The sequence below is a fragment of the Streptomyces sp. NPDC031100 genome, assembly GCF_055570785.1.
This window is the reverse complement of record NZ_JBVIGN010000009.1, coordinates 357,662-376,848: the sequence shown is the minus strand read 5'-3', so window position 1 is coordinate 376,848 and position 19,187 is coordinate 357,662. Positions and strand designations below refer to the sequence as shown.

Genomic DNA, 19,187 nt, shown 5'->3' with positions numbered 1-19,187 from the left:
ACCATGACGGTTATGGCGCAGCACACGTCTCAGATGTCCGTAGAGGAGTTCGAGGAGCTCGCTGCACACGTGGCCAAGAGGTTCGACGCCGTCAGGTTGGAGTTCATCAACGGACGGGTCGGGATCAAGGGCATGACGGACGGCAATCACAGCGAGGTCATCAGGTGGCTGCAGGAGTGCTTTCTGTTGGCCGGCTCCGGGCTGTGGCTGTACGGAGGCGGTGAGCTGGGGCTGCGGATCGAGAAGTACCGCAAAGGCCGGGCGCTCCCGGACGCCGTGCTTGCGCCTCGGGGAACGTTCACTGGGAAAGGGGACTGGGCCGACACACAGGGGGTGATCATGACGGTGGAGGTCACTTCCTATGACGCGGACACCCACCGGCGGGATCGCGAGGAGAAGCCCGCTGGGTACGCAGATGCCGGGATTCCTTACTATCTGCTGATCGACCGCGACGACTGCTCGATCACGCTCTACAGCGATCCGGCCCCGAACGTGGGTTATCGCAGCGCTGTGAAGAAGGCGTTCGGAGCCAAGCTCTCGCTGCCCGAGCCGCTCGGCCTTGAACTCGACACCGAGGAACTCAAGCAGTACGTCGACTGACGCCCCGCCCTCAGGTAGCCAGGTCCCGCCTCCGCAGCCCCACCAGGCCAACCGCCACCAGCACCACCGCCAGCCCCGCAAGGACCAGTACCGGCCCCCACTCCATCCCCCCACCCGGCAGCTTCGGCAGGTGGCCGAACGGGGACAGGTCCAGCACGATCCGGGGGGCGTTCAGGGCCGGGCCCACCCAGCCGATCAGGAGGATGGCCACGGCGATGCCCCAGGCGGCCGGGGCCAGGCGGGGGGCCAGGCCGTAGAGCAGGAGGGTCAGCGCGCCGATCAGCCAGACCGCTCGGTGGCCCTGGACGTCCAGGTCGTGGACGCCGGGCAGGTGTGCCAACCCGTTGGGCGGGCCCGCGAGTTCGGCGCTCACGCTCGTCCGCGTCAGGTGGCGCAGGTCGGCCAGGGAGCCGGTCTCCACGGTGCGGCCCTTGCGGATGATGCTGACGCGGTCGCAGAGTTCCTCGACCTCGCTCAGGATGTGGGAGGACAGCAGGATCGTGCGGCCGCGGTCCCGCTCCTCCTCCACACAGCGCCGGAAGACCTCCTCCATCAGCGGGTCCAGGCCCGAGGTCGGCTCGTCCAGGATCAGCAGGTCCACGTCCGAGGCGAACGCGGCGACCAGGGCGACCTTCTGCCGGTTGCCCTTGGAGTAGGTGCGGCCCTTGTTGCTGGGGTCCAGTTCGAAGCGGTCGATCAGCTCCGCCCGGCGGGTCGTGTCCAGGCCCCCGCGCAGGCGGCCGTAGAGGTCGATGACCTCGCCGCCGGAGAGGTTGCGCCACAGGGTGACGTCGCCGGGGACGTAGGCGATGCGGCGGTGGATCTCCACCGCGTCCGTCCACGGATCGCGGCCCAGGACCTGTGCCGCGCCCCTGTCCGCGCGCAGGAGGCCGAGCAGGATCCGGATGGTGGTCGACTTGCCGGCGCCGTTGGGGCCGAGGAAGCCGTGCACTTCACCGGCCTCGACGGCCAGGTCCAGGCCGTCCAGCGCGTGGGTACGGCCGAAGGACTTGTGGAGTCCGGAGACCGTGATTGCCTTGGTCATGGCTCCGAACGTACGCTTCTTTCAGAAATTTGTGAAGTTAAGGAATCGCTTGAATCCTGGATAGGGTGAGGAGCATGACGGAGCCGACTACTGAGCGGGACCCGGAGTCGGTCTCGCGGTTCGTGGAACACTTTGCGGCACAGCTCGTCGAGGCGGGCATGCCGCGCATGCCCTCGCGGGTCTTCGCCGCCCTGCTCGCCTCCGACACCGGTGCCCTGACCTCCGCCGAGCTGGGCGAACAGCTGCGGATCAGCCCCGCGGCCGTCTCCGGCGCCGTGCGCTACCTCGCGCAGGTCCACATGGTGTCGAGGGAGCGGGAGCCCGGCTCGCGGCGGGAGCGGTACCGGGTGCACAGCGACCAGTGGTACGAGGCGCTCACCAACCGCGAGGCGATCATCAAGCGCTGGGAGGACGCCCTCCGGGAGGGCGTGGCCGGCCTGGGCGCCGACACACCGGCCGGGCGCAGGCTGGCCGAGACCCTGGCCTTCTTCGAGTTCATCGAGAAGGACGTGGCCGAGATGATGGAACGCTGGCGCGCCTACCGGGAGCAGATGTACGAGCGCCCTGAAGGGGCGCGGGGAACTGCGCGACCAGCCACAACGGCGCAGCAGTCCCCCGACGGCCTCTAGCGGCACTCCCCGAGCGTCACCGTTCCTTCGTCTCCTCCAGCACCGTCCGCCCCAGCAGCGCGTACCGCTCCGGGGCGCGCCGCTTGAGGTACTGGGCGTAGCCGATGCCGGTCCCCGCGACCAGCGCCACCAGCCACGGCGTCGCCTTCAGCACCAGCGAGCCGGACTCCGGGCCCGCCGCCACGCCCATGTTGGAGACCAGCAGCACGACCACGGCGAGCATCGCGATGCCCCCGGCGAGCGGTGCCACGAAGGTGCGGAACCAGTGGCGGCTCTCCGGGCGGTGCGAGCGGAAGTACACCAGCACCGCGAACGAGCACACCGCCTGGACGACCAGGATCGCCATGGTGCCGAGGATGGCGAGCAGGACGTACGTACCGGTGTACGGGTCCTTGCCGGCGGCCCAGAAGGCACCGATCAGCACCGCGCTGACGACCGTCTGCACCACGCCCGCGATGTGCGGGGAGCCGTGCCGCTCGTGGGTGCGGCCGATGGTGTTCTTCAGCGAGGGCAGGACGCCCTCGCGGCCGAGCGCGTACAGATACCGGGCGGCGCAGTTGTGGAAGGCCATGCCGCAGGCCAGCGAACCCGTGATCATCAGCCACTGCATGACGACGACCGCCCAGTGGCCGACATAGCGCTCGGTGGGGAGGAAGAAGAGGTCCAGCGGGTTTGAGCCCGACGCAGCCTTGAGGGCCGCGGCCTCGCCGTTGCCGGTGATGGCCATCCAGGAGACGAAGACGTAGAAGACGCCGACGCCCAGGACGCTGATCATCGTCGCCTTGGGGATGATCTTCTTCGGGTCGCGCGACTCCTCGCCGTACATCGCCGTCGACTCGAAGCCGACCCACGACCAGAAGGCGAAGAAGAGCCCGAGCCCGGCGGACGTGCCCTTGAAGGCGTTGACGGGGTTGACCGGCGCGAAGGTGAAGCCGTGCGGCCCGCCGCCGTGGAGGGCGACCGAGACGGCCATCGCGGCCAGCACCGTCACCTCCGTCGCCAGCAGCAACACCAGCAGCTTCTCGGCGACGCTCACCCCGAACCAGGTGCCCGTCGCATTGATCGCCAGCATCAGGATCGCGAACGCCCACCACGGGACGTGGACCCCGGTCTGGTCCTTGAGGGTGTTCGTGGCGAAGGTGGAGAAGATCCCGATCAGCGCGGGCTCGAAGACGACGTACGCGAAGGTCGCGAGCAGTCCCGAGGCGAGGCCGGCGGTGCGGCCGAGGCCGTAGGAGATGAAGCCGTAGAAGGCGCCCGTGGACGTGATGTGCTTCGCCATCGACGTGAAACCCACGGAAAAGATTGCCAGGACGACCATTGCCACGAGATAGCTTGCGGGTGCCCCGATGCCATTGCCGGCCGACACCATGAAGGGCACGTTGCCGGTCATCGCGGTGATCGGCGCGGCCGTGGCCACGGCCATGAACACCACGCCGAGCAGGCCGACGGCATTGGGTTTCAGCCGATGAACCGTGCCGTCGTCGTCCGTCTTCGCCGCCGGGGCGACGCCCTCGTCCACTGCCATCGGGTGGCCCCTCTCCTGACCGCCACGCGCGGACGCACCGCGCCTTGATGGAGCAGGATGGTGGAGGGAGAACCGGTCCCTCAAGGGGTCGGCACGGTTAAATATTTGTCACCAGACCTTTAGGGGCCTCGTGAGGTCACGGGACGGCGGGCAGTGTCAGTGCCCACGCGGCCTCGCGCACGGTCCAGGTCCGGCGGCGTACGGGCCCCGAGACGGCCGCGTCCGCCCGGTACCGGAAGTCCCCGCCGACCACGGTCACCGTGTGCCCCGAGGCCCTGAGCGGGGTCGCCTCCGCGCCCAGCGACAGCGGCCTGACCTCCACCTTCGCGACCCCGCCGGAGCCCGGCGTCACCGACACGGCCTCCACGGGCTGGTCCAGGTCCACGAGCGTCTGCCCGTCCACCTCCACCCGGAGCCGGGTGGGCCCCGGGGCCGGTACGGCCGCCAGGCGGGCGGGGCGGGGCGCCAGGGTGCGGACGAGGGAGCGGTACGTCGTGCGCAGCCAGGGGCGCCCCGCAGGGACGCTCACCGGCTCGGCGGCAGTCGCCCGCACCGGCGCCGACGGAATGCCCAGCGCACCCAGCACCACCCCGTCGCTGTCGTCCACCAGGAGGTCCAGGCGACGCTCCACGCCGTCCAGCACGGCCCGCGCCGCCGCCACCGCACCGGTCGGCACGCCCAGGGACTCGGCCAGGGCCGCACCCCCGACCGGCACCACCGACAGGGCGCATCCGGCCAGCTCGCGATGGTGGTGCAGCAGGGTCACCGCGCGGACCAGCGCCCGGTCGTCGCCGACCACGACCGGGCGCCGGGACCCTCGCCGGCCGAGTGCCCGGGCGAATTCCTCGGGCCCGTCCGGCAGGCATACCTTCGTGGTCGCACCCGCGCTGAGCACGTCTTTCGCGATCCGGACGGACTCCCCGTCCGTCTGCCGGGCCGCCGGATCGATGATCACCAGCAGCTGTTCGGACGTCGCGAAAGTCGCCACCTCGGTCCTGCCTCGCTTCCTCGGGTAGCATCTTTGTGCAAGAGCCCCTTGCGCTATTGCGCCAGGGGCTTCGTCTATTCCGGGGCATCCGGTCCGACGGTTGTGCGACCAACGACGGTCGCGGTGGTACGCGGCGGTGAACCTTACGCCCAAGCCCCCGACCTTGGACATGCCCCGCCCGGAAGGGGTGTACGCGCGTGCCCGCACTTGTGCTGCTCGGTGCTCAGTGGGGTGACGAAGGCAAGGGGAAGGCGACCGACCTGCTCGGTGGCTCGGTGGACTATGTCGTTCGCTACCAGGGCGGCAACAACGCCGGCCACACGGTGGTCGTCGGCGATCAGAAGTACGCTCTCCACCTTCTCCCTTCCGGAATCCTCTCGCCCGGTTGTACGCCGGTCATCGGCAACGGTGTCGTCGTCGACCCGTCGGTCCTGCTCTCCGAGCTGAGCGGTCTGAACGAGCGTGGCGTCGACACGTCCAAGCTCCTGATCAGCGGTAACGCGCACATCATCACGCCGTACAACGTGACCGTCGACAAGGTGACGGAACGCTTCCTCGGCAAGCGCAAGATCGGCACGACCGGGCGCGGCATCGGCCCGACCTACGCCGACAAGATCAACCGCGTCGGCATCCGGGTCCAGGACCTGTACGACGAGTCGATCCTCCTGCAGAAGGTCGAGGCGGCCCTCGACGTCAAGAACCAGATCCTCACCAAGCTGTACAACCGGCGCGCGATCGCCGTGGACCAGGTGGTCGAGGAGCTGCTGGGCTACGCCGACAAGATCAAGCCGTACGTCGCCGACACCGTGCTGGTCCTGAACCAGGCCCTGGAGGACGACAAGGTCGTGCTGTTCGAGGGCGGTCAGGGCACCCTGCTCGACATCGACCACGGCACGTACCCCTTCGTCACCTCCTCGAACCCGACCGCGGGCGGTGCCTGCACCGGCGCCGGCGTGGGCCCGACGAAGATCAGCCGGGTCATCGGCATCCTCAAGGCGTACACGACCCGCGTCGGCGCCGGCCCGTTCCCGACGGAGCTGTTCGACGAGGACGGCGAGGCGCTGCGCCGGATCGGCGGCGAGCGGGGCGTGACGACCGGCCGTGACCGCCGCTGCGGCTGGTTCGACGCGGTCATCGCCCGCTACGCGACCCGCGTGAACGGCCTGACCGACTTCTTCCTCACCAAGCTGGACGTGCTCACCGGCTGGGAGGAGATCCCGGTCTGCGTGGCGTACGAGATCGACGGCAAGCGCGTGGAGGAGCTGCCCTACTCGCAGTCCGACTTCCACCACGCGAAGCCGGTCTACGAGACCCTGCCGGGCTGGTCCGAGGACATCACCAAGGCGAAGTCCTTCTCCGACCTGCCGAAGAACGCCCAGAACTACGTCAAGGCGCTGGAGGAGATGTCCGGCGCCCCGATCTCCGCGATCGGCGTGGGCCCGGGCCGGGACGAGACGATCGAGATCAACTCGTTCCTGTAGGCCGCCCTGTAGGCAGCGGTTCCGTGATCCCCGCCGGAAGCCTTCCGGCGGGGATCACGTATATAAGCGTTTGAGTGATTTGTCGAATTTTGTCACTCCATGCGCGGTAGGACTCCCTTCGCACCGCACCCCCCACAGTGGAAGAGGAGAACCTACGTGCGTCGTGTTCTCAAGCTCCTGACGATGACGTTCCTGGCACTCGGCCTCGGCGTCTCACCGGCCCTCGCGGACAGCCCGCATTTCATCGGGATGCCGACATGCGTCCCCAAGACGATCACGGATGGTGGCGTCGCGACCGCGACGTGCAGCGGCAAGGTGGCCGGTCTGGGAACGGGGCCCGCCGCAGCCCTGCTGACGGCGGAATCGGTCAGCGTCAAGTACATCTGTGTCAACAAGGGCGGGAACACCGCCCCGGGTCACCCCGCCTTCTTCGGCCCTCTCACCGGCAAGAGCGTGCCCCTCGACACCCACCAGGGGCAGATCACGTTCAGCGTGCAGCTTCAGACGCCGCCGAACCCCCCGGCGAGCCAGGTGTGTCCCAACGGCAACTGGCGGGTGCAGGTCGTCTCGGCGACCTTCGAAAATGTCGTGCTGCACATCCAGCAGCCGTTGGGCCACGACATCCTCACCTGGTTCTTCCATGACGTCGACCCGTCGTGATCCGCGGGTGGCGTTCCCGCAGGCATGAGTGAGAAGCGCCCGCCGGGTTGCTTCGGCCGCCCGCCGCTCCGCCCTCGGGCGTGATCGGCGGGCGGTCCGCCGTGGTGCGCGGTGCAATCGGAGTATGGGCATCCACCGGACAGCACGGTGCCGGGGCCCGTACGGCGGCGAAGGCGACCAGGCCGCCGGCACGGACTGCTCCGACCCGGCCGTCTTCGAGATCGCCCGGCACGGCAGGCCTCCGCTGCTGGTGTGCCCGGTGCACCTCGGGCCCGCGCTGCTGATGGCGAGCGGAGTGCTGTGGCCGCCGGAGATCACGCTCATCGGGCGGCCCTGAGGCAGCCCACCCGTACGGCGGCCCTGGCGTGCGGCCGGTTGCTGCTGCCGGGATCCTAGGATCCGTCACTGGATGATGGGAAATGTCCGCCTGGATGGGTTCTGGGCGGATCCACTCCATGGCCGAAGGAGACGGGATGTCGCAGCGTGTCGGCAGGACCCGTTGGCGGCGCTTCGCGGTGGTCCTGGTGGCCGGCGTCGCCGCCTGCGCAGCCCTCGGCATCGTCATGGGACAGGGGCTGCTGGCCGCGTCGTTCCTCATTTCCGGTCAGAGGTTCCAGGTCACCGCGGACACGCTGACCACGCGCGGACTCAGCATCTACCCCATGCTGGACGTGACCAGGCAGGGCGAGCGTGTGCCGGTCCTGGTCACCGGATCCCGGCACACGACGATCAGCGGGCTGTGCCAGTCCGTAGTGGTCGACGTCCCGGTGCTGGGCCCGCAGACGCTGAAGATCACCGGCGGAAACAAACGACCGGTCGAGGCGTCGAACCTGTTCCTCGACACGACATTCCAGTCGGCCGGGCAGGCGGATTTCAGGGGCCTCGACATGGGCATCGCGCAGGGGGAGATCACCAAGGGGCCGATCAATCCGGGCGACAGGGACTCGCGCCTCTTCAACCCCGACGGCTTCGGGCAGCAGGCCTCGTCCGTCACCCTGAACGACGTGCACCTGACCGCGGTCGCGCTCTCTTCCGGTACGTTCAACATTCCCGGTCTGCGCGTGCGGATCGAGCAGGGCCGCCACGAATGCGCCTGACCCCCGGGCGGGACGAACCTGCCGAACGCCCCGGCATCCGCCGCGCAGCGGTGCACGCCCGACGCAGGTTCCGCGCCTGGCGCGGTGAACGTCCCTTCTGGGCGGGGCTTTTCACCCTGGCGGCGGGCTTGCCCATCCTGTACTGGCCGTACATGAACCTGGACGTGGGCGGGATCGCGCTGGCCCTGTCGACCACGTCCGGTGCCGGATCCCTGGTCATCGGTGTTCTGCTCATCACCCTGGGGCTCACCCTCTGGTACCAGCCCCGCCTTCGCCTGTTCGCCGGGATCGCCACCCTCCTGCTCTCCCTCATCTCCTTCCCCGTCGCGAACTTCGGCGGCCTCTTCCTCGGGGTGTTCGCCGGCCTGATCGGCGGCTCCCTGGCCTGCTCCTGGGTTCCACCCGACGTCGACGAGCCGCCGGCCGACGTCGACGAGCCGCCGGCCGACGTCGACGAGCCGCCGGCCGACGTCGACGAGCCGCCGGCCGACGTCGACGAGCCGCCGGCCGACACCGGGTGTCCCTGCTGACGCATCCTTGACCTGGACATGGTCTGTTCCTGGTTCCCGCCACTGGCGGGCGCGAGCACGATCTACGCGGGTAGCCCCGCACGACACGCCCGTCTGATCGCGTCAACTCCAGCCTCCGGGAGCCTTCATGCCCGCGCATCCCCTCAACCGCCGCACCTTCCTGCAGAAGTCGGCCGTCACCGGCGCCGCCGTCGCCGCCGCGGGTGCGGTCGGCACCGGCAGCGCCGAGGCCGCGGACGCCGGTCACGGGCCCGAAAGGGCGCCGCGCACCTGGTCGTTCTCCATCCTGGGCACCACCGACCTGCACAGCCACGTCTTCGACTGGGACTACTACAAGGACGCCCCCTACACCGACAAGGCGGGCAACTCCGCGGGCGTGGCCCGGGTGGCCACCCTGATCAAGCAGCAGCGCGAGGCCAAGGGCGAGCACCGCGTCCTGCTGGTCGACGCCGGCGACATCATCCAGGGCACCTCCCTGGCCTACTACTTCGCCCGCGTCGAGCCCATCTCGAACGGCGTCAAGCACCCGATGGCCGTCGCCATGAACGCCATGCGCTACGACGCCGCCGCCCTCGGCAACCACGAGTTCAACTACGGCATCGACACCCTGCGCAAGTTCGAGAGCCAGTGCCGCTTCCCGCTGCTCGGCGCGAACGCCCTCGACGCGACGACCCTGCGCCCCGCCTTCCACCCGTACACCGTGAAGCGGATCTGCGTGCCGGGCGCCCCGGACATCAAGGTCGGCATCCTCGGCCTGACCAACCCCGGTATCGCCTTGTGGGACAAGGACAACGTCAGCGGCAAGATGGTCTTCCCCGGGCTGGTCGAGCAGGCCAGGAAGTACGTGCCCCGGCTGCGCGCCCTCGGCTGCGACGTCGTCTTCCTGACCGACCACTCCGGCCTGGACGGCTCCTCCTCCTACGGCGACGCGCTCCCGTACGTCGAGAACGCCTCCAACCTCGTCGCCGAGCAGGTGCCCGGCATCGACGCGATCCTCGTGGGCCACACCCATGTGGAGGTCCCCTCCTACACGGTGAAGAACGCGGAGACCGGCGAGGAGGTCCTGCTCTCCGAGCCGTACTGCTGGGGCTTCCGCCTGAGCGTCTTCGACTTCGAACTCGAACTGCACCACGGCCAGTGGAAGGTCACGAGCAAGACCGCGCAGACCCTCAACCCCAACACCGTGGACGAGGACCCGGAGATCAAGAAGCTCCTCCAGGCCGACCACGATCTGGTCGTGAAGTATGTCAACACCGCGGTCGGCACCTGCACCGAGGACCTCTCGGCGGCGGAGTCCTGCTGGAAGGACGTGCCGATCATGGACTTCATCCACAAGGTGCAGATGGACACGGTGAAGTCGGGCCTGTCGGCGTCCGACGCGGCACTTCCGCTGATCTCGGTCGCGGCCCCCTTCAGCCGCACGGCCGACATCCCCCAGGGCAGCGTCACCATCAAGGACATCGCCGGTCTCTACATCTACGACAACACCCTGTACGGCAAGAAGCTGACGGGCGCCCAGCTCAGGGACTACCTGGAGTACGGGGCGAAGTACTACCACCAGGTCCCGGCCGGCACGAAGGTCGACACCGCGACGCTGACGAACGCCAACCACTTCTGGGACTACATGTACGACACGGCGGCGGGCGTCTCCTACGAGATCGACATCGCGCAGCCGGAGGGGTCGAGGATCAAGAACCTCACCTACAACGGCGCCCCGGTCGCCGACGACCAGGTCTTCGTCGTGGCGGTCAACAACTACCGCGCGAACGGGGGCTCCGGCTACCCGCACATGGCCTCGGCACCCATCACCTACAGCTCGACCAACGAGATCCGCCAGCTGATGATCGACTACGTGACGGCAAAGAAGACCCTCGACCCGACGGACTTCGCGATCACCAACTGGAAGCTGACGCAGGCCGGAACGCCGGTGTTCTGAGCCGTTCGTGCAGCTCAGGGGCCATTTTCATAGCTGAGCGCATATGTCAAGCCACGCGATGAAGTGGCGTGACGTGAATCGGTGGCCGGGGCGTAATTGAGTCATGGCTGCACAAGCGTGCGGCCCAGACATCGCCCAGGGAGATCCTGGGCGCGACTCAATACCTGCCAGGGAGAATTTCTATGCAGCGCGTATCTCACGCACACCGATTCCTGCTGCTCGGCGTCTCGACCGTCATCGCGGCTGGCGGTGCACTGATTCCGTCCAGCGCATTTGCCGCCGACCACCAGCAGCACACCGGCTCCGTCTCTGTGAAGTCGGATTACAAGGATGATCACGGCGGGAAGAAGAAAAAGAAGGACCGCAGCTGTAAGCACTGCAAGCCGGCCCCGGCTCCGGTGCCGGACCTGCCTGGGCTGCCGAAGCCGGGACCGGTTCCCCAGATCCCGGAGGTGCCGCATGTTCCTCAGGGGACGCCGCCGAAGCCTGTGCCGCCGGCGCCTGGTATCCCGAAGCCTGTGCCGCCGGCGCCTGGTATCCCGAAGCCGGGTCCGCAGCTGCCGGTCTGACCAGCAACAGGCGTTGTGCCTGCCCCTGCCCTCCTTCTGCGGTCACTTCGCCGCGTGGGCTGCCGCCAGGAAATCGGCCCATGCGGCGGGGGAGACGGTGAGAAGGGGGCCGTCGGGGTTCTTGGAGTCCCGGATGTGTGTGGGGGCAGGGGGCTACTTCGACGCAATCGCCACCGCTGCTGCCGCTGTAGCTCGACTTGAACCACTGCATGGTGCTCGTCATGTCCGCTCTTCTCCTGCCGACTTCCGGATGAGGCTCAGACACACCCTGCTGCTGTGCATTGCGCTACAAGAGGAGCCGTGTCCCCAACTGCCGTGAGAGCGGGCGGCTGCCCGGCCAGGCGAAAGCCAGATGGTCAAGGAAGCCCTTGACCCAATCAAGCCGGAGGCCGCCTGTTCACCAACCTGAACGCGCAGCCGGCCTGACGCTCAGCTGAACACGATCATCGACCCCTGCGCCAGAGACCGCGTCGCCGCCGCGTGCAGGCCGAGCCACACGTGGCGCTCGCGGGCGAAGGGGCTGGGGTCGTACGGCGCCGGTACCGCGGGCTCCTCCAGTTCGGTGGGGGCCGACGGCGGTGCCGGTGCCGCCGGGGGGTTGGCCGGGTCGATGCCGATCGTCGGGGCCACGTACTCCAGTTCGCGCAGGAGGGTCTGGGAGGAGCCCAAGGGGCCGCCGCCCGCGAGGAGTTCGTCGTTCGTCAGGGGGTGCGGGAAGTCCACGGGGACGTAGGCGCCCGCGTGGTCGTAGTGCCAGACCAGGTGGGACTGCTGGGCCGTCGACTCGAACATCTCCAGCAGCTGCTCGTAGTCGCCGCCCAGCTCGTCCACCGGGGTCACCGGCAGCCCGCACACCTGGAGGAGATACGCGCGACGGAGGAAGTGAAGGGCGTCGTAGTCGAAGCCGGCCACGGGCGCGACCTCGCCGGACAGGCCCGGCATGTACTGGTACACCGGCACCGGCGGCAGCCCGGCCGCGGACAGCGCGTTGTTGTACTGCGCGAGTTCCTCGGCGAACGGGTTGTCCGGGGTGTGGCACAACACGTCGACGAGCGGTACCAGCCACAGGTCACAGGCCAAAAGAGATCTCCTCGCATCGGCAGGTGTGCGTTCACGCACAGCAGCAGGTGGTCAGGGAAGGGTAATCGGTGCGGCCCACGCTCAGCTCCCCCTGTGCAGGTCCCATACCCAGACCCCGCCCGTCCACTTACCGCCTGCGGCGCTTCGGCGGGTGCGGCCTGTGTGTGGGGGTCATTCCGCGGCCAGGCGTTCCACGAGGGCCAGGGAGTGGGCGTTGGCTGCGGCGACGATGGCGCGGGCCTTGGCCGTGTCGCGGTGGGTCAGCGCGTCGACCAGGTCGGTGTGGCCGGCCCACAGGCGGCCGCGGACGTCGGGCAGGCGGCGCAGGTGCTGGACGGCGCAGACCCAGGACTGGACGCGCAGGCGGTGCAGGAAGTCGGCCAGGTAGGGGTTGCCGAACAGTCCGCTCAGTTCGCGCCAGAAGCGCAGGTCGTAGCCGATCAGTACGGTGAGGTCGCCTGCCGCGGCGGCGCGCTGGGCCTCCTCGCCGCGTCGGCGTACCGCCGTCAGGGCTGCTGCGGTCCGCGCGTCCTCGGTATCGGCGAAGGCCGGGTGGTGGGTGGTGAGGGCCTGGAACATGCCGTCGGTGACCAGGCTGCGGGCCTCGATCATGTCCCGGTAGTCGGCGAGGGAGTACTCGGGGACATGGAAGCCGCGGTGCTGGTCGGCCTCCAGGATGCCCTGCGCCGACAGGTCGACCAGCGCCTCGCGGACCGGGGTCGCCGAGACGCCGTACTGCTCGGCGATCTCCTTGACCGTGAACGCCCGCCCCGGCTGGAGCCGCCCCGCCAGCACCTCGTCGCGCAGCGCGTCCGCGATCTGCTGGCGCAGGGTGCTGCGCGTCACGGTGCCGTTGCCGGGCATCGTCCGGGCCTCTCCTCACGCGTATGGGTGACGTACTCGCACGTACTCGCCATGTCTTACGAGCACGCCACCTTACGCGTTCGGGTTCCCCCGACGGCAGCTGTGGTTCGGCTACACCGTGTAGGTGTCGGCCGCGCTCAGCGCCGCGTCCAGGGCCGCGAGGCCCTCCTTCAGCTCGGCCTCCGTGACGTTGCACGGCGGGACGACGTGGGTCCGGTTCATGTTGATGAAGGGCCACAGGCCGTGCTGCTTGGCGGCGGCACCGAACGCCGCCATGGGAGCGTTCGCCTCACCGGCCGCGTTGTACGGCACCAGCGGCTCCCGGGTCTCCCGGCTCTTCACCAGCTCCAGCGCCCAGAACATGCCGACGCCGCGGACCTCGCCGACGCTCGGGTGCCGCTCGGCCAGCTCGGCGAGGGCCGGGCCGAGGACGCTCTCGCCGAGCCGCTTGGCGTTCTCGACGACGCCCTCCTCCTCCATCACCTTGATCGTGGCGACGGCGGCGGCGCAGGCCAGCGGGTGCCCGGAGTAGGTGAGCCCGCCGGGGTAGGGGCGCTTGCCGAAGGTCTCGGCGATCTCCTGGGAGATGGCTACGCCGCCGAGCGGGACGTAACCCGAGTTCACGCCCTTGGCGAAGGTCATCAGGTCCGGGACGACACCGAAGAGATCGGCCGCGAACCACTCGCCGGTGCGGCCGAACCCGGCCATGACCTCGTCCAGGATGAAGACGATCCCGTACTTGTCGCAGAGCTCGCGGACGCCGGCCAGGTAGCCCGGCGGCGGGACCATGATCCCGGCGGTGCCGGGCACGGTCTCCAGGATGATCGCCGCGACCGTCCCCGGCCCCTCGAAGGCGATCGTCGTCTCCAGGTGCTCCAGGGCCCGCGCGGTCTCCTGCTCCTCGGTCTCGGCGTAGAAGCGGGAGCGGTAGAGGAAGGGCGCCCAGAAGTGGACGACACCGGCGCTGCCGCTGTCGGAGGCCCAGCGGCGCGGGTCGCCGGTGATGTTCACGGCCTGCTGGGTGCCGCCGTGGTACGAGCGGTACGCCGAGAGCACCTTCGGGCGGCCCGTGTGCAGCCGGGCCATGCGCACCGCGTGCTCGACGGCGTCCGCGCCGCCGTTGGTGAAGAAGATCTTGTCCAGGTCGCCGGGGGTCCGCTCGGCGATCAGCCGGGCCGCCTCCGAGCGCGCCTCGACGGCGAAGGCGGGCGCGAACGTCGTCATCGTCGCGGCCTGCTCCTGGATCGCGGCGACGACCTTGGGGTGCTGGTAGCCGATGTTGGTGAAGACGAGTCCGCTGGTGAAGTCCAGGTACCGCTTGCCTTCGTAGTCCCAGAAGTACGACCCCTCGGCGCCGGCGACGGCGAGCGGGTCGATGAGGTCCTGGGCGGACCAGGAGTGGAAGACGTGCGCACGGTCCGCGGCCTTCACCGCGTTGCCTGCTTCGGGGCTGAGCTGAGGGGTCATGCGGGTGAGCGTAAATGTCCGGGATGCGGACGCGACATCGGCGTCTTGTTCCCTGGGCAGGGGGTTTCCGCGACAGGTTGTCGACGGTGCAGCCGATCATGTGTGGCCGCACCCGCTGTTCGTGGCCGCGACCGCCGTTACGGAACCGTAGACCTCGGCCTGCGCGACTCCCCGTACGACCGCACTATTCTCGGTCCGTTGCAGACCTATGGGGGGAAGGCGGCGCGGGGATGGAGAAGCTGGGGGCGGGGGATCCGCAGCGGATCGGGGCGTACCGGCTGCTGGCGCGGCTGGGCGCGGGCGGCATGGGGCATGTGTATCTGGCCCGGTCGGACCGGGGTCGTACCGTCGCCGTGAAGCTGGTGCGCGAGGAGCTGGCCGAGCAGGAGGAGTTCCGGGCGCGGTTCCGGCAGGAGGTGCAGGCGGCGCGGCGGGTCGGCGGGTACTGGACCGCGCCGGTGCTGGACGCGGACACCGAGGCCGCGGTGCCCTGGGTGGCCACCGGGTACGTCGCCGGGCCCAGCCTCCAGCAGGTCGTCGGGCGCGATCACGGGGCGCTGCCGGAGCGGTCGGTACGGATCCTCGCGGCGGGGCTCGCGAACGCGCTGCGGGACATCCATGCGGCGGGGATCGTGCACCGGGATCTGAAGCCGTCCAATGTGCTCGTCACCATCGACGGGCCCCGGGTGATCGACTTCGGGATCGCGCGGGCGATGGAGACGCTGGCCGGGGACGGGCTGACCCGTACCGGGTCGCTGGTGGGCTCGCCCGGCTTCATGGCGCCGGAGCAGGTGCGCGGCGACCGGATCACGCCCGCCTGCGACGTCTTCTGCCTGGGTTCCGTCCTCGCCTACGCCGCGACCGGCGTGCTGCCCTTCGGCGGTGCGAACAGCGGCGTGCACGCCCTGATGTTCCGGATCGCCCAGGAGGACCCGGATCTGGAGGGGGTGCCGGAGGGGATCGCGGACCTGGTCCGGGACTGCCTGAAGAAGGACCCCGCGGCGCGGCCCTCGCTGGACCGGATCCTGGAGCGGACCGGTGCGGAGGACACGGTGTCCGGCGGCCGCTCCCGTGACCCCTGGCTGCCGAGCGCCCTGGTCGCCCAACTGGGCCGCCACGCGGTCCAACTCCTGGACACGGAGGACCCGGAAACCACGTCGCTGCCACGCCGGCCCGCACCCGCGGCCGCCGACGGCGAGTCCGCCCCACAGGGGCCACCCGCAGCCGAGGACGAAAGTGGTGCGGGTGGTGCGGGTGGTGCGGGTGGTGCGGGTGGGCACCCGCACCCGGTCGAAGGCCGGACGCCCGAACACGCCCCCGTACCCGACGACGCCCCGCCCCCCATCAACCACCTCCCGACCGTCGTCTCCGCCCAGACACCCCCACCCACCCCGCCCACGCCACCCGCTCCTCCCGCCTACGGCCACCCGAACCCGTACGGCTACCCCCAACAGCACCCCTACCCCCAGCAGCCGTACAACCCCTACGGCGGCGGACTGGGCTCGACCCCGCCCTACGGCCCCCCGCCGGTGGGCGTCCCGCGCAGAAACGGCCGCTCCACCGCCCTGCTCGTCGCCATCGCCCTGGTCGTCGCGCTGGGCGCCGGCGGCTCGGTCTACGCCCTGATGAAGGACCGCACCGACCACAAGGCCGGCGGCACCAGCCCCACCCCGACCCGCACCACCACCCCGACCGGCGGCACCTCCCAGCCGGCCACCCCGACGCCCTCCGCCCCGACCTCTCCCTCCGCTCCCGCGGACGGCGTGATCCCCGACGCCTACCTCGGCACCTGGCAGACCACGATCGACAACGCCACCGGCTCCAACAGCCGCCGCCTCACCATCCAGCAGGGCCAGGTGGGCGACACGGTCCTCACCCTCGTCGCGGACGGCCCCACCGACGGCGGTGGCTCGTACCACTGCGTCTTCGAGGCGCAGCTGGCCGAACAGCCCTCCGGAAACGGCCCGTTGGAGCTCGGTCCGTCCACGGTGTCCTCCGGCGAGCCGCTTTCCTCCTGCTCACCGGGCGAGGCCACCGAGGTCGCCCTGCTGCCCGACGGCCGGCTGAAGCGGGTGAGGAAGAGCGGCGGGGAGAGCCTGACGTACACCCGGCAATGAGCCGCAGTCCGGGGTGAACTCCCGTTTCCCCTGGGGCTGTTGAACGTTCGGCGAACTTCGGCCAACGCATCCGTTTTATCCCCTTCCATGCGCGTACGGTGACCCCATTCATCCGACTCCGGGGAGTAGCGGGGGCACCCACATGGAGTGGCTGAGCGCGGAGAACCTCGTGGCCGTCGGCACGGCGGTGCTGGGCATCGTCGCGTCCGCGGGCATGGTCTGGTACGAGCGTCGGGTGCCGCGTCGCAGGCGTGTCGGCTACCGCGTGCAGATGGACAACCCCATAGGCGACGACGCCCGTTCGGGCCGTGCCAACCGCCGGTTCGGCCTCTTCGTCTTCGACGAGGCGGACATGACCGACGCGACCCTCGTCCTGCTCCGCATCGAGAACGACGGCTCGCTGGGCATCGACCGTGACGACTACACCAGTCCCGAACGCCACGGTCTGACCGCGGTGTTCACCGACCGCGTCGTCCGGGGCGTCTCGGTCACCCAGCCGACCGACACCGACCACCTGGTGGACCACTTCACCGCCGAGCGCGGCTTCGGGTACGAGGGCAACACCCTGCGCATCCCGCGCGTCCCGCTGAACAGGGGGGACCACTTCAAGCTGCTCGTGCTGCTGTCCGGCGGGGCCGTCGGCGGGGACATCCGGATCGTCGGCGGGATCAGGGAGGGCGAGGTCCATCCCAACCGCAGCGCCACGCCGGACGACAAGCCGCCGCTGTTCAGCCGCGCGTCCCGGCTCATCACCATCATGCTCACGGTGAGCGTGGTGACCCTGGCCGCGATCGTGGTGGCCCGCGACGACACGCCACCGCCGATCGGCTGCGCGCAGGGCACGCTGACCGTCACGGGGTCGACCGCGTTCGAGCCGGTGATGCGGGAGGTGGCGCAGCGGTACGAGGAGGACTGCGCGGGCGCGAGCGTCACGGTGGACGCGCATGGATCGACGGCGGGCATCAGGGAGGTGGAGGCGGCCGGCGCCCAGGCGAAGGGGAGGGGGAAGGGTTCGCCGCCGCTGGTGGCCCTCTCCGACGGCCCCAAGCCGACCGACATGCCGGAGCTGCGGGAGAGCCGCGTCGCGCTGTCGGTGTTCGCGCTGGTCGTGAACGACGACGTGGGCCTGAAGAACCTCTCGACGGCGGACGTGCGCCGTCTGTACCGGGGCGAGATCACCAACTGGCGGCGGCTGGGCGGCCGTTCCCTCCCGGTGCACCTGGTCAGCCGGGACGCCAACTCCGGGACCCGGCAGGTCTTCCAGCGGCGTGTCCTGGGCCGGGGCGAGGTGGCGAACTCCTCCGTCGACTGCGTCCACAAGGACGACCGGACGGCACCGGTGATCCGCTGCGAACTCGACTCCACGGAACAGGTGCTGAACGAGGTGGCCGAACTGCCCGGTGCCGTCGGCTACAGCGAACTCAATCTGGCCACCCGGGCCAAGGGCCTGCACGTCCTGAACCTGGACACCAAGGCTCCCTCGGTGGACGCGATCGAACACGCCCACAGCCCGTATCCCTACCGCGAGATCGAGTACGCCTACACCTACGGCCAGCCCCCCGCGGACTCCCTGACCTCAAGCTTCCTGACCTACCTCTCGCGAGGCCCCGGCCAGGACATCATCCGCACCCACGGCCACGTGCCGTGCTGGACGCCGGAGGGCATGAAACTCTGCGCGTAACCCCACCCCAGGGCGCCTACCGAGGCTCCGGCGGTCGCTGCCGTGGCATGTTGGGACGGGTCCCGTTCGCCGGTGGCAGCGGAAACCTTCCCACAGGCCCGCCCCCCTCCGCCCGTGCCCCGGACGCCACCGCCGCCTGGATCCCCAGGGGTGCCGACCCCGTCCGGAACTCGACCATCCAGTCGGCCGTCTCCGTCCGCACCAGCTCCATCACGTCCTCGGAGAACCGCCGCAACACCCCGAGGCACCGCTCCGCGGCCTCGCCGGCCGTCCCCTCCGCCGGCCCCAGGACCTCCCGGACACTCTCCGACGCCCAGTCGAACTGCAACACCTGCAACCGCCGCTGCACGGCCTGTGCCGTGGCGACGTCCCTTATCCACCCGGACGTGACCCCGAAGAACCGGTCCACCCCGACACACGCCACCGCGAGCATGAGCGCCAGATACCCCCAGGGCGCCACCCCGCCGACCACCCCGGTCAGATCCAGCAACGGCAGCGCGGCCCCGAAGACCGCCCCCGTCGCCGCCCCGGCCCGCAGCGCCCGCGCCCCGCGCCGCTTCCACACCCGGTCCGCCAGATACCAGGACGCCGTCTGCAGTGCCCCGCGCTCCACCCACCGGTACAGCTCGTCGAGCCGCTCGGCGGGCTCGCCCCAGTCCCCGAGCGGAAACGCCCGCCCGGTCAGATCGCCCGGCCGCAGCCCGGCCGCACCCTCGCCCCACCCGTCCTGAGGCGGACCCTCGGGCTGCATCTCCGGCTGACCCACCCGGCACTCCCTACTGAACACGACCAGTCACATTGCGTGACATTGGATGCCGACGCGCGGCACCCTTCCTACCGCCCAATGGGTGGCGGGGACGTAGCTTTCCCATCTTTTCCGCCCAGAAGAGGGCCTTGATCAGGTATAGGGCTGCC

The 19,187-nt window shown here is 69.9% G+C and carries 18 protein-coding genes and 1 pseudogene; 11 read left to right on the top strand and 8 right to left on the bottom strand.

Annotated features, from left to right (window positions below):
* Positions 1–3: 3 nt before the first annotated feature.
* Positions 4–600 carry a Uma2 family endonuclease gene (locus tag ACZ5DS_RS26345; RefSeq protein ID WP_386573046.1) on the top strand — a complete coding sequence of 199 codons (597 nt, stop codon included), beginning with the start codon at positions 4–6 and terminating at the stop codon, positions 598–600.
* Between the two features lie 10 nt (positions 601–610).
* On the opposite strand, the gene ACZ5DS_RS26340 is transcribed toward ACZ5DS_RS26345, so the two are convergent.
* Positions 611–1,645 carry an ABC transporter ATP-binding protein gene (locus ACZ5DS_RS26340; protein WP_468242920.1) on the bottom strand — a complete coding sequence of 345 codons (1,035 nt, stop codon included), beginning with the start codon at positions 1,643–1,645 and terminating at the stop codon, positions 611–613.
* A 74-nt stretch (positions 1,646–1,719) separates the two neighbouring features.
* Here ACZ5DS_RS26340 and ACZ5DS_RS26335 point away from each other — a divergent pair, with 74 nt between their 5' ends.
* Positions 1,720–2,274 carry a GbsR/MarR family transcriptional regulator gene (locus tag ACZ5DS_RS26335; RefSeq protein ID WP_468242918.1) on the top strand — a complete coding sequence of 185 codons (555 nt, stop codon included), beginning with the start codon at positions 1,720–1,722 and terminating at the stop codon, positions 2,272–2,274.
* Positions 2,275–2,290: 16 nt separating this feature from the next.
* Here ACZ5DS_RS26335 and ACZ5DS_RS26330 read toward each other — a convergent pair whose 3' ends face one another.
* Positions 2,291–3,802, bottom strand: a complete 1,512-nt coding sequence (locus ACZ5DS_RS26330; RefSeq protein WP_468242916.1) for an APC family permease — start codon at positions 3,800–3,802, stop codon at positions 2,291–2,293.
* A 136-nt stretch (positions 3,803–3,938) separates the two neighbouring features.
* Complete coding sequence (locus ACZ5DS_RS26325; protein WP_468242914.1) at positions 3,939–4,790, bottom strand: diacylglycerol kinase family protein; 852 nt, start codon at positions 4,788–4,790, stop codon at positions 3,939–3,941.
* 197 nt (positions 4,791–4,987) lie between these two features.
* On the opposite strand from ACZ5DS_RS26325, the gene ACZ5DS_RS26320 reads away from it, so the two are divergent.
* From ACZ5DS_RS26320 to ACZ5DS_RS26290, 7 genes are all read left to right on the top strand, one after another.
* Positions 4,988–6,271, top strand: a complete 1,284-nt coding sequence (locus ACZ5DS_RS26320) for an adenylosuccinate synthase (protein WP_468242911.1) — start codon at positions 4,988–4,990, stop codon at positions 6,269–6,271.
* Positions 6,272–6,427: 156 nt separating this feature from the next.
* Positions 6,428–6,931, top strand: coding sequence for a hypothetical protein (locus tag ACZ5DS_RS26315; protein WP_468242909.1), 504 nt, complete (start codon positions 6,428–6,430; stop codon positions 6,929–6,931).
* Between the two features lie 124 nt (positions 6,932–7,055).
* The gene (locus tag ACZ5DS_RS26310) at positions 7,056–7,268 is read left to right on the top strand and encodes a hypothetical protein (protein WP_468242907.1); all 213 of its coding nucleotides are present in this window, start codon (positions 7,056–7,058) and stop codon (positions 7,266–7,268) included.
* Between the two features lie 187 nt (positions 7,269–7,455).
* Entirely contained in the window at positions 7,456–8,028 is a 573-nt protein-coding gene (locus ACZ5DS_RS26305) for a DUF6230 family protein (protein ID WP_468242904.1), read from the top strand.
* Positions 8,019–8,558, top strand: a complete 540-nt coding sequence (locus tag ACZ5DS_RS26300) for a DUF6114 domain-containing protein (RefSeq protein WP_468242902.1) — start codon at positions 8,019–8,021, stop codon at positions 8,556–8,558. The genes ACZ5DS_RS26305 and ACZ5DS_RS26300 overlap by 10 nt, the downstream gene beginning before the upstream one ends.
* A 127-nt stretch (positions 8,559–8,685) precedes the next feature.
* On the top strand, positions 8,686–10,494 hold the full coding sequence (locus tag ACZ5DS_RS26295; RefSeq protein WP_468242899.1) for a bifunctional metallophosphatase/5'-nucleotidase: 1,809 nt from the start codon (positions 8,686–8,688) through the stop codon (positions 10,492–10,494).
* Positions 10,495–10,676: 182 nt separating this feature from the next.
* On the top strand, positions 10,677–11,063 hold the full coding sequence (locus ACZ5DS_RS26290; protein WP_468242897.1) for a hypothetical protein: 387 nt from the start codon (positions 10,677–10,679) through the stop codon (positions 11,061–11,063).
* 42 nt (positions 11,064–11,105) lie between these two features.
* On the opposite strand, the pseudogene ACZ5DS_RS26285 reads toward ACZ5DS_RS26290, so the two are convergent.
* From ACZ5DS_RS26285 to ACZ5DS_RS26270, 4 genes and pseudogenes are all read right to left on the bottom strand, one after another.
* Positions 11,106–11,274 (bottom strand): annotated as a pseudogene (locus ACZ5DS_RS26285) (DUF397 domain-containing protein).
* A gap of 218 nt (positions 11,275–11,492) precedes the next feature.
* Positions 11,493–12,143, bottom strand: a complete 651-nt coding sequence (locus tag ACZ5DS_RS26280; protein WP_468242895.1) for a hypothetical protein — start codon at positions 12,141–12,143, stop codon at positions 11,493–11,495.
* A 171-nt stretch (positions 12,144–12,314) separates the two neighbouring features.
* Positions 12,315–13,007 (bottom strand): GntR family transcriptional regulator, encoded by a 693-nt coding sequence (locus ACZ5DS_RS26275; protein WP_468242892.1) that lies wholly within the window; start codon positions 13,005–13,007, stop codon positions 12,315–12,317.
* Positions 13,008–13,118: 111 nt separating this feature from the next.
* Positions 13,119–14,474: an aminotransferase class III-fold pyridoxal phosphate-dependent enzyme gene (locus tag ACZ5DS_RS26270; protein ID WP_468242890.1), complete on the bottom strand. Its 1,356-nt coding sequence runs from the start codon at positions 14,472–14,474 to the stop codon at positions 13,119–13,121.
* 230 nt (positions 14,475–14,704) lie between these two features.
* Between ACZ5DS_RS26270 and ACZ5DS_RS26265 the strand changes: the two genes are divergently transcribed.
* Positions 14,705–16,591: a serine/threonine-protein kinase gene (locus ACZ5DS_RS26265; RefSeq protein ID WP_468242887.1), complete on the top strand. Its 1,887-nt coding sequence runs from the start codon at positions 14,705–14,707 to the stop codon at positions 16,589–16,591.
* A 142-nt stretch (positions 16,592–16,733) separates the two neighbouring features.
* Complete coding sequence (locus ACZ5DS_RS26260; protein WP_468242885.1) at positions 16,734–18,272, top strand: substrate-binding domain-containing protein; 1,539 nt, start codon at positions 16,734–16,736, stop codon at positions 18,270–18,272.
* Between the two features lie 16 nt (positions 18,273–18,288).
* On the opposite strand, the gene ACZ5DS_RS26255 is transcribed toward ACZ5DS_RS26260, so the two are convergent.
* Complete coding sequence (locus ACZ5DS_RS26255; RefSeq protein ID WP_468242883.1) at positions 18,289–19,038, bottom strand: SLATT domain-containing protein; 750 nt, start codon at positions 19,036–19,038, stop codon at positions 18,289–18,291.
* Positions 19,039–19,187: the final 149 nt, after the last annotated feature.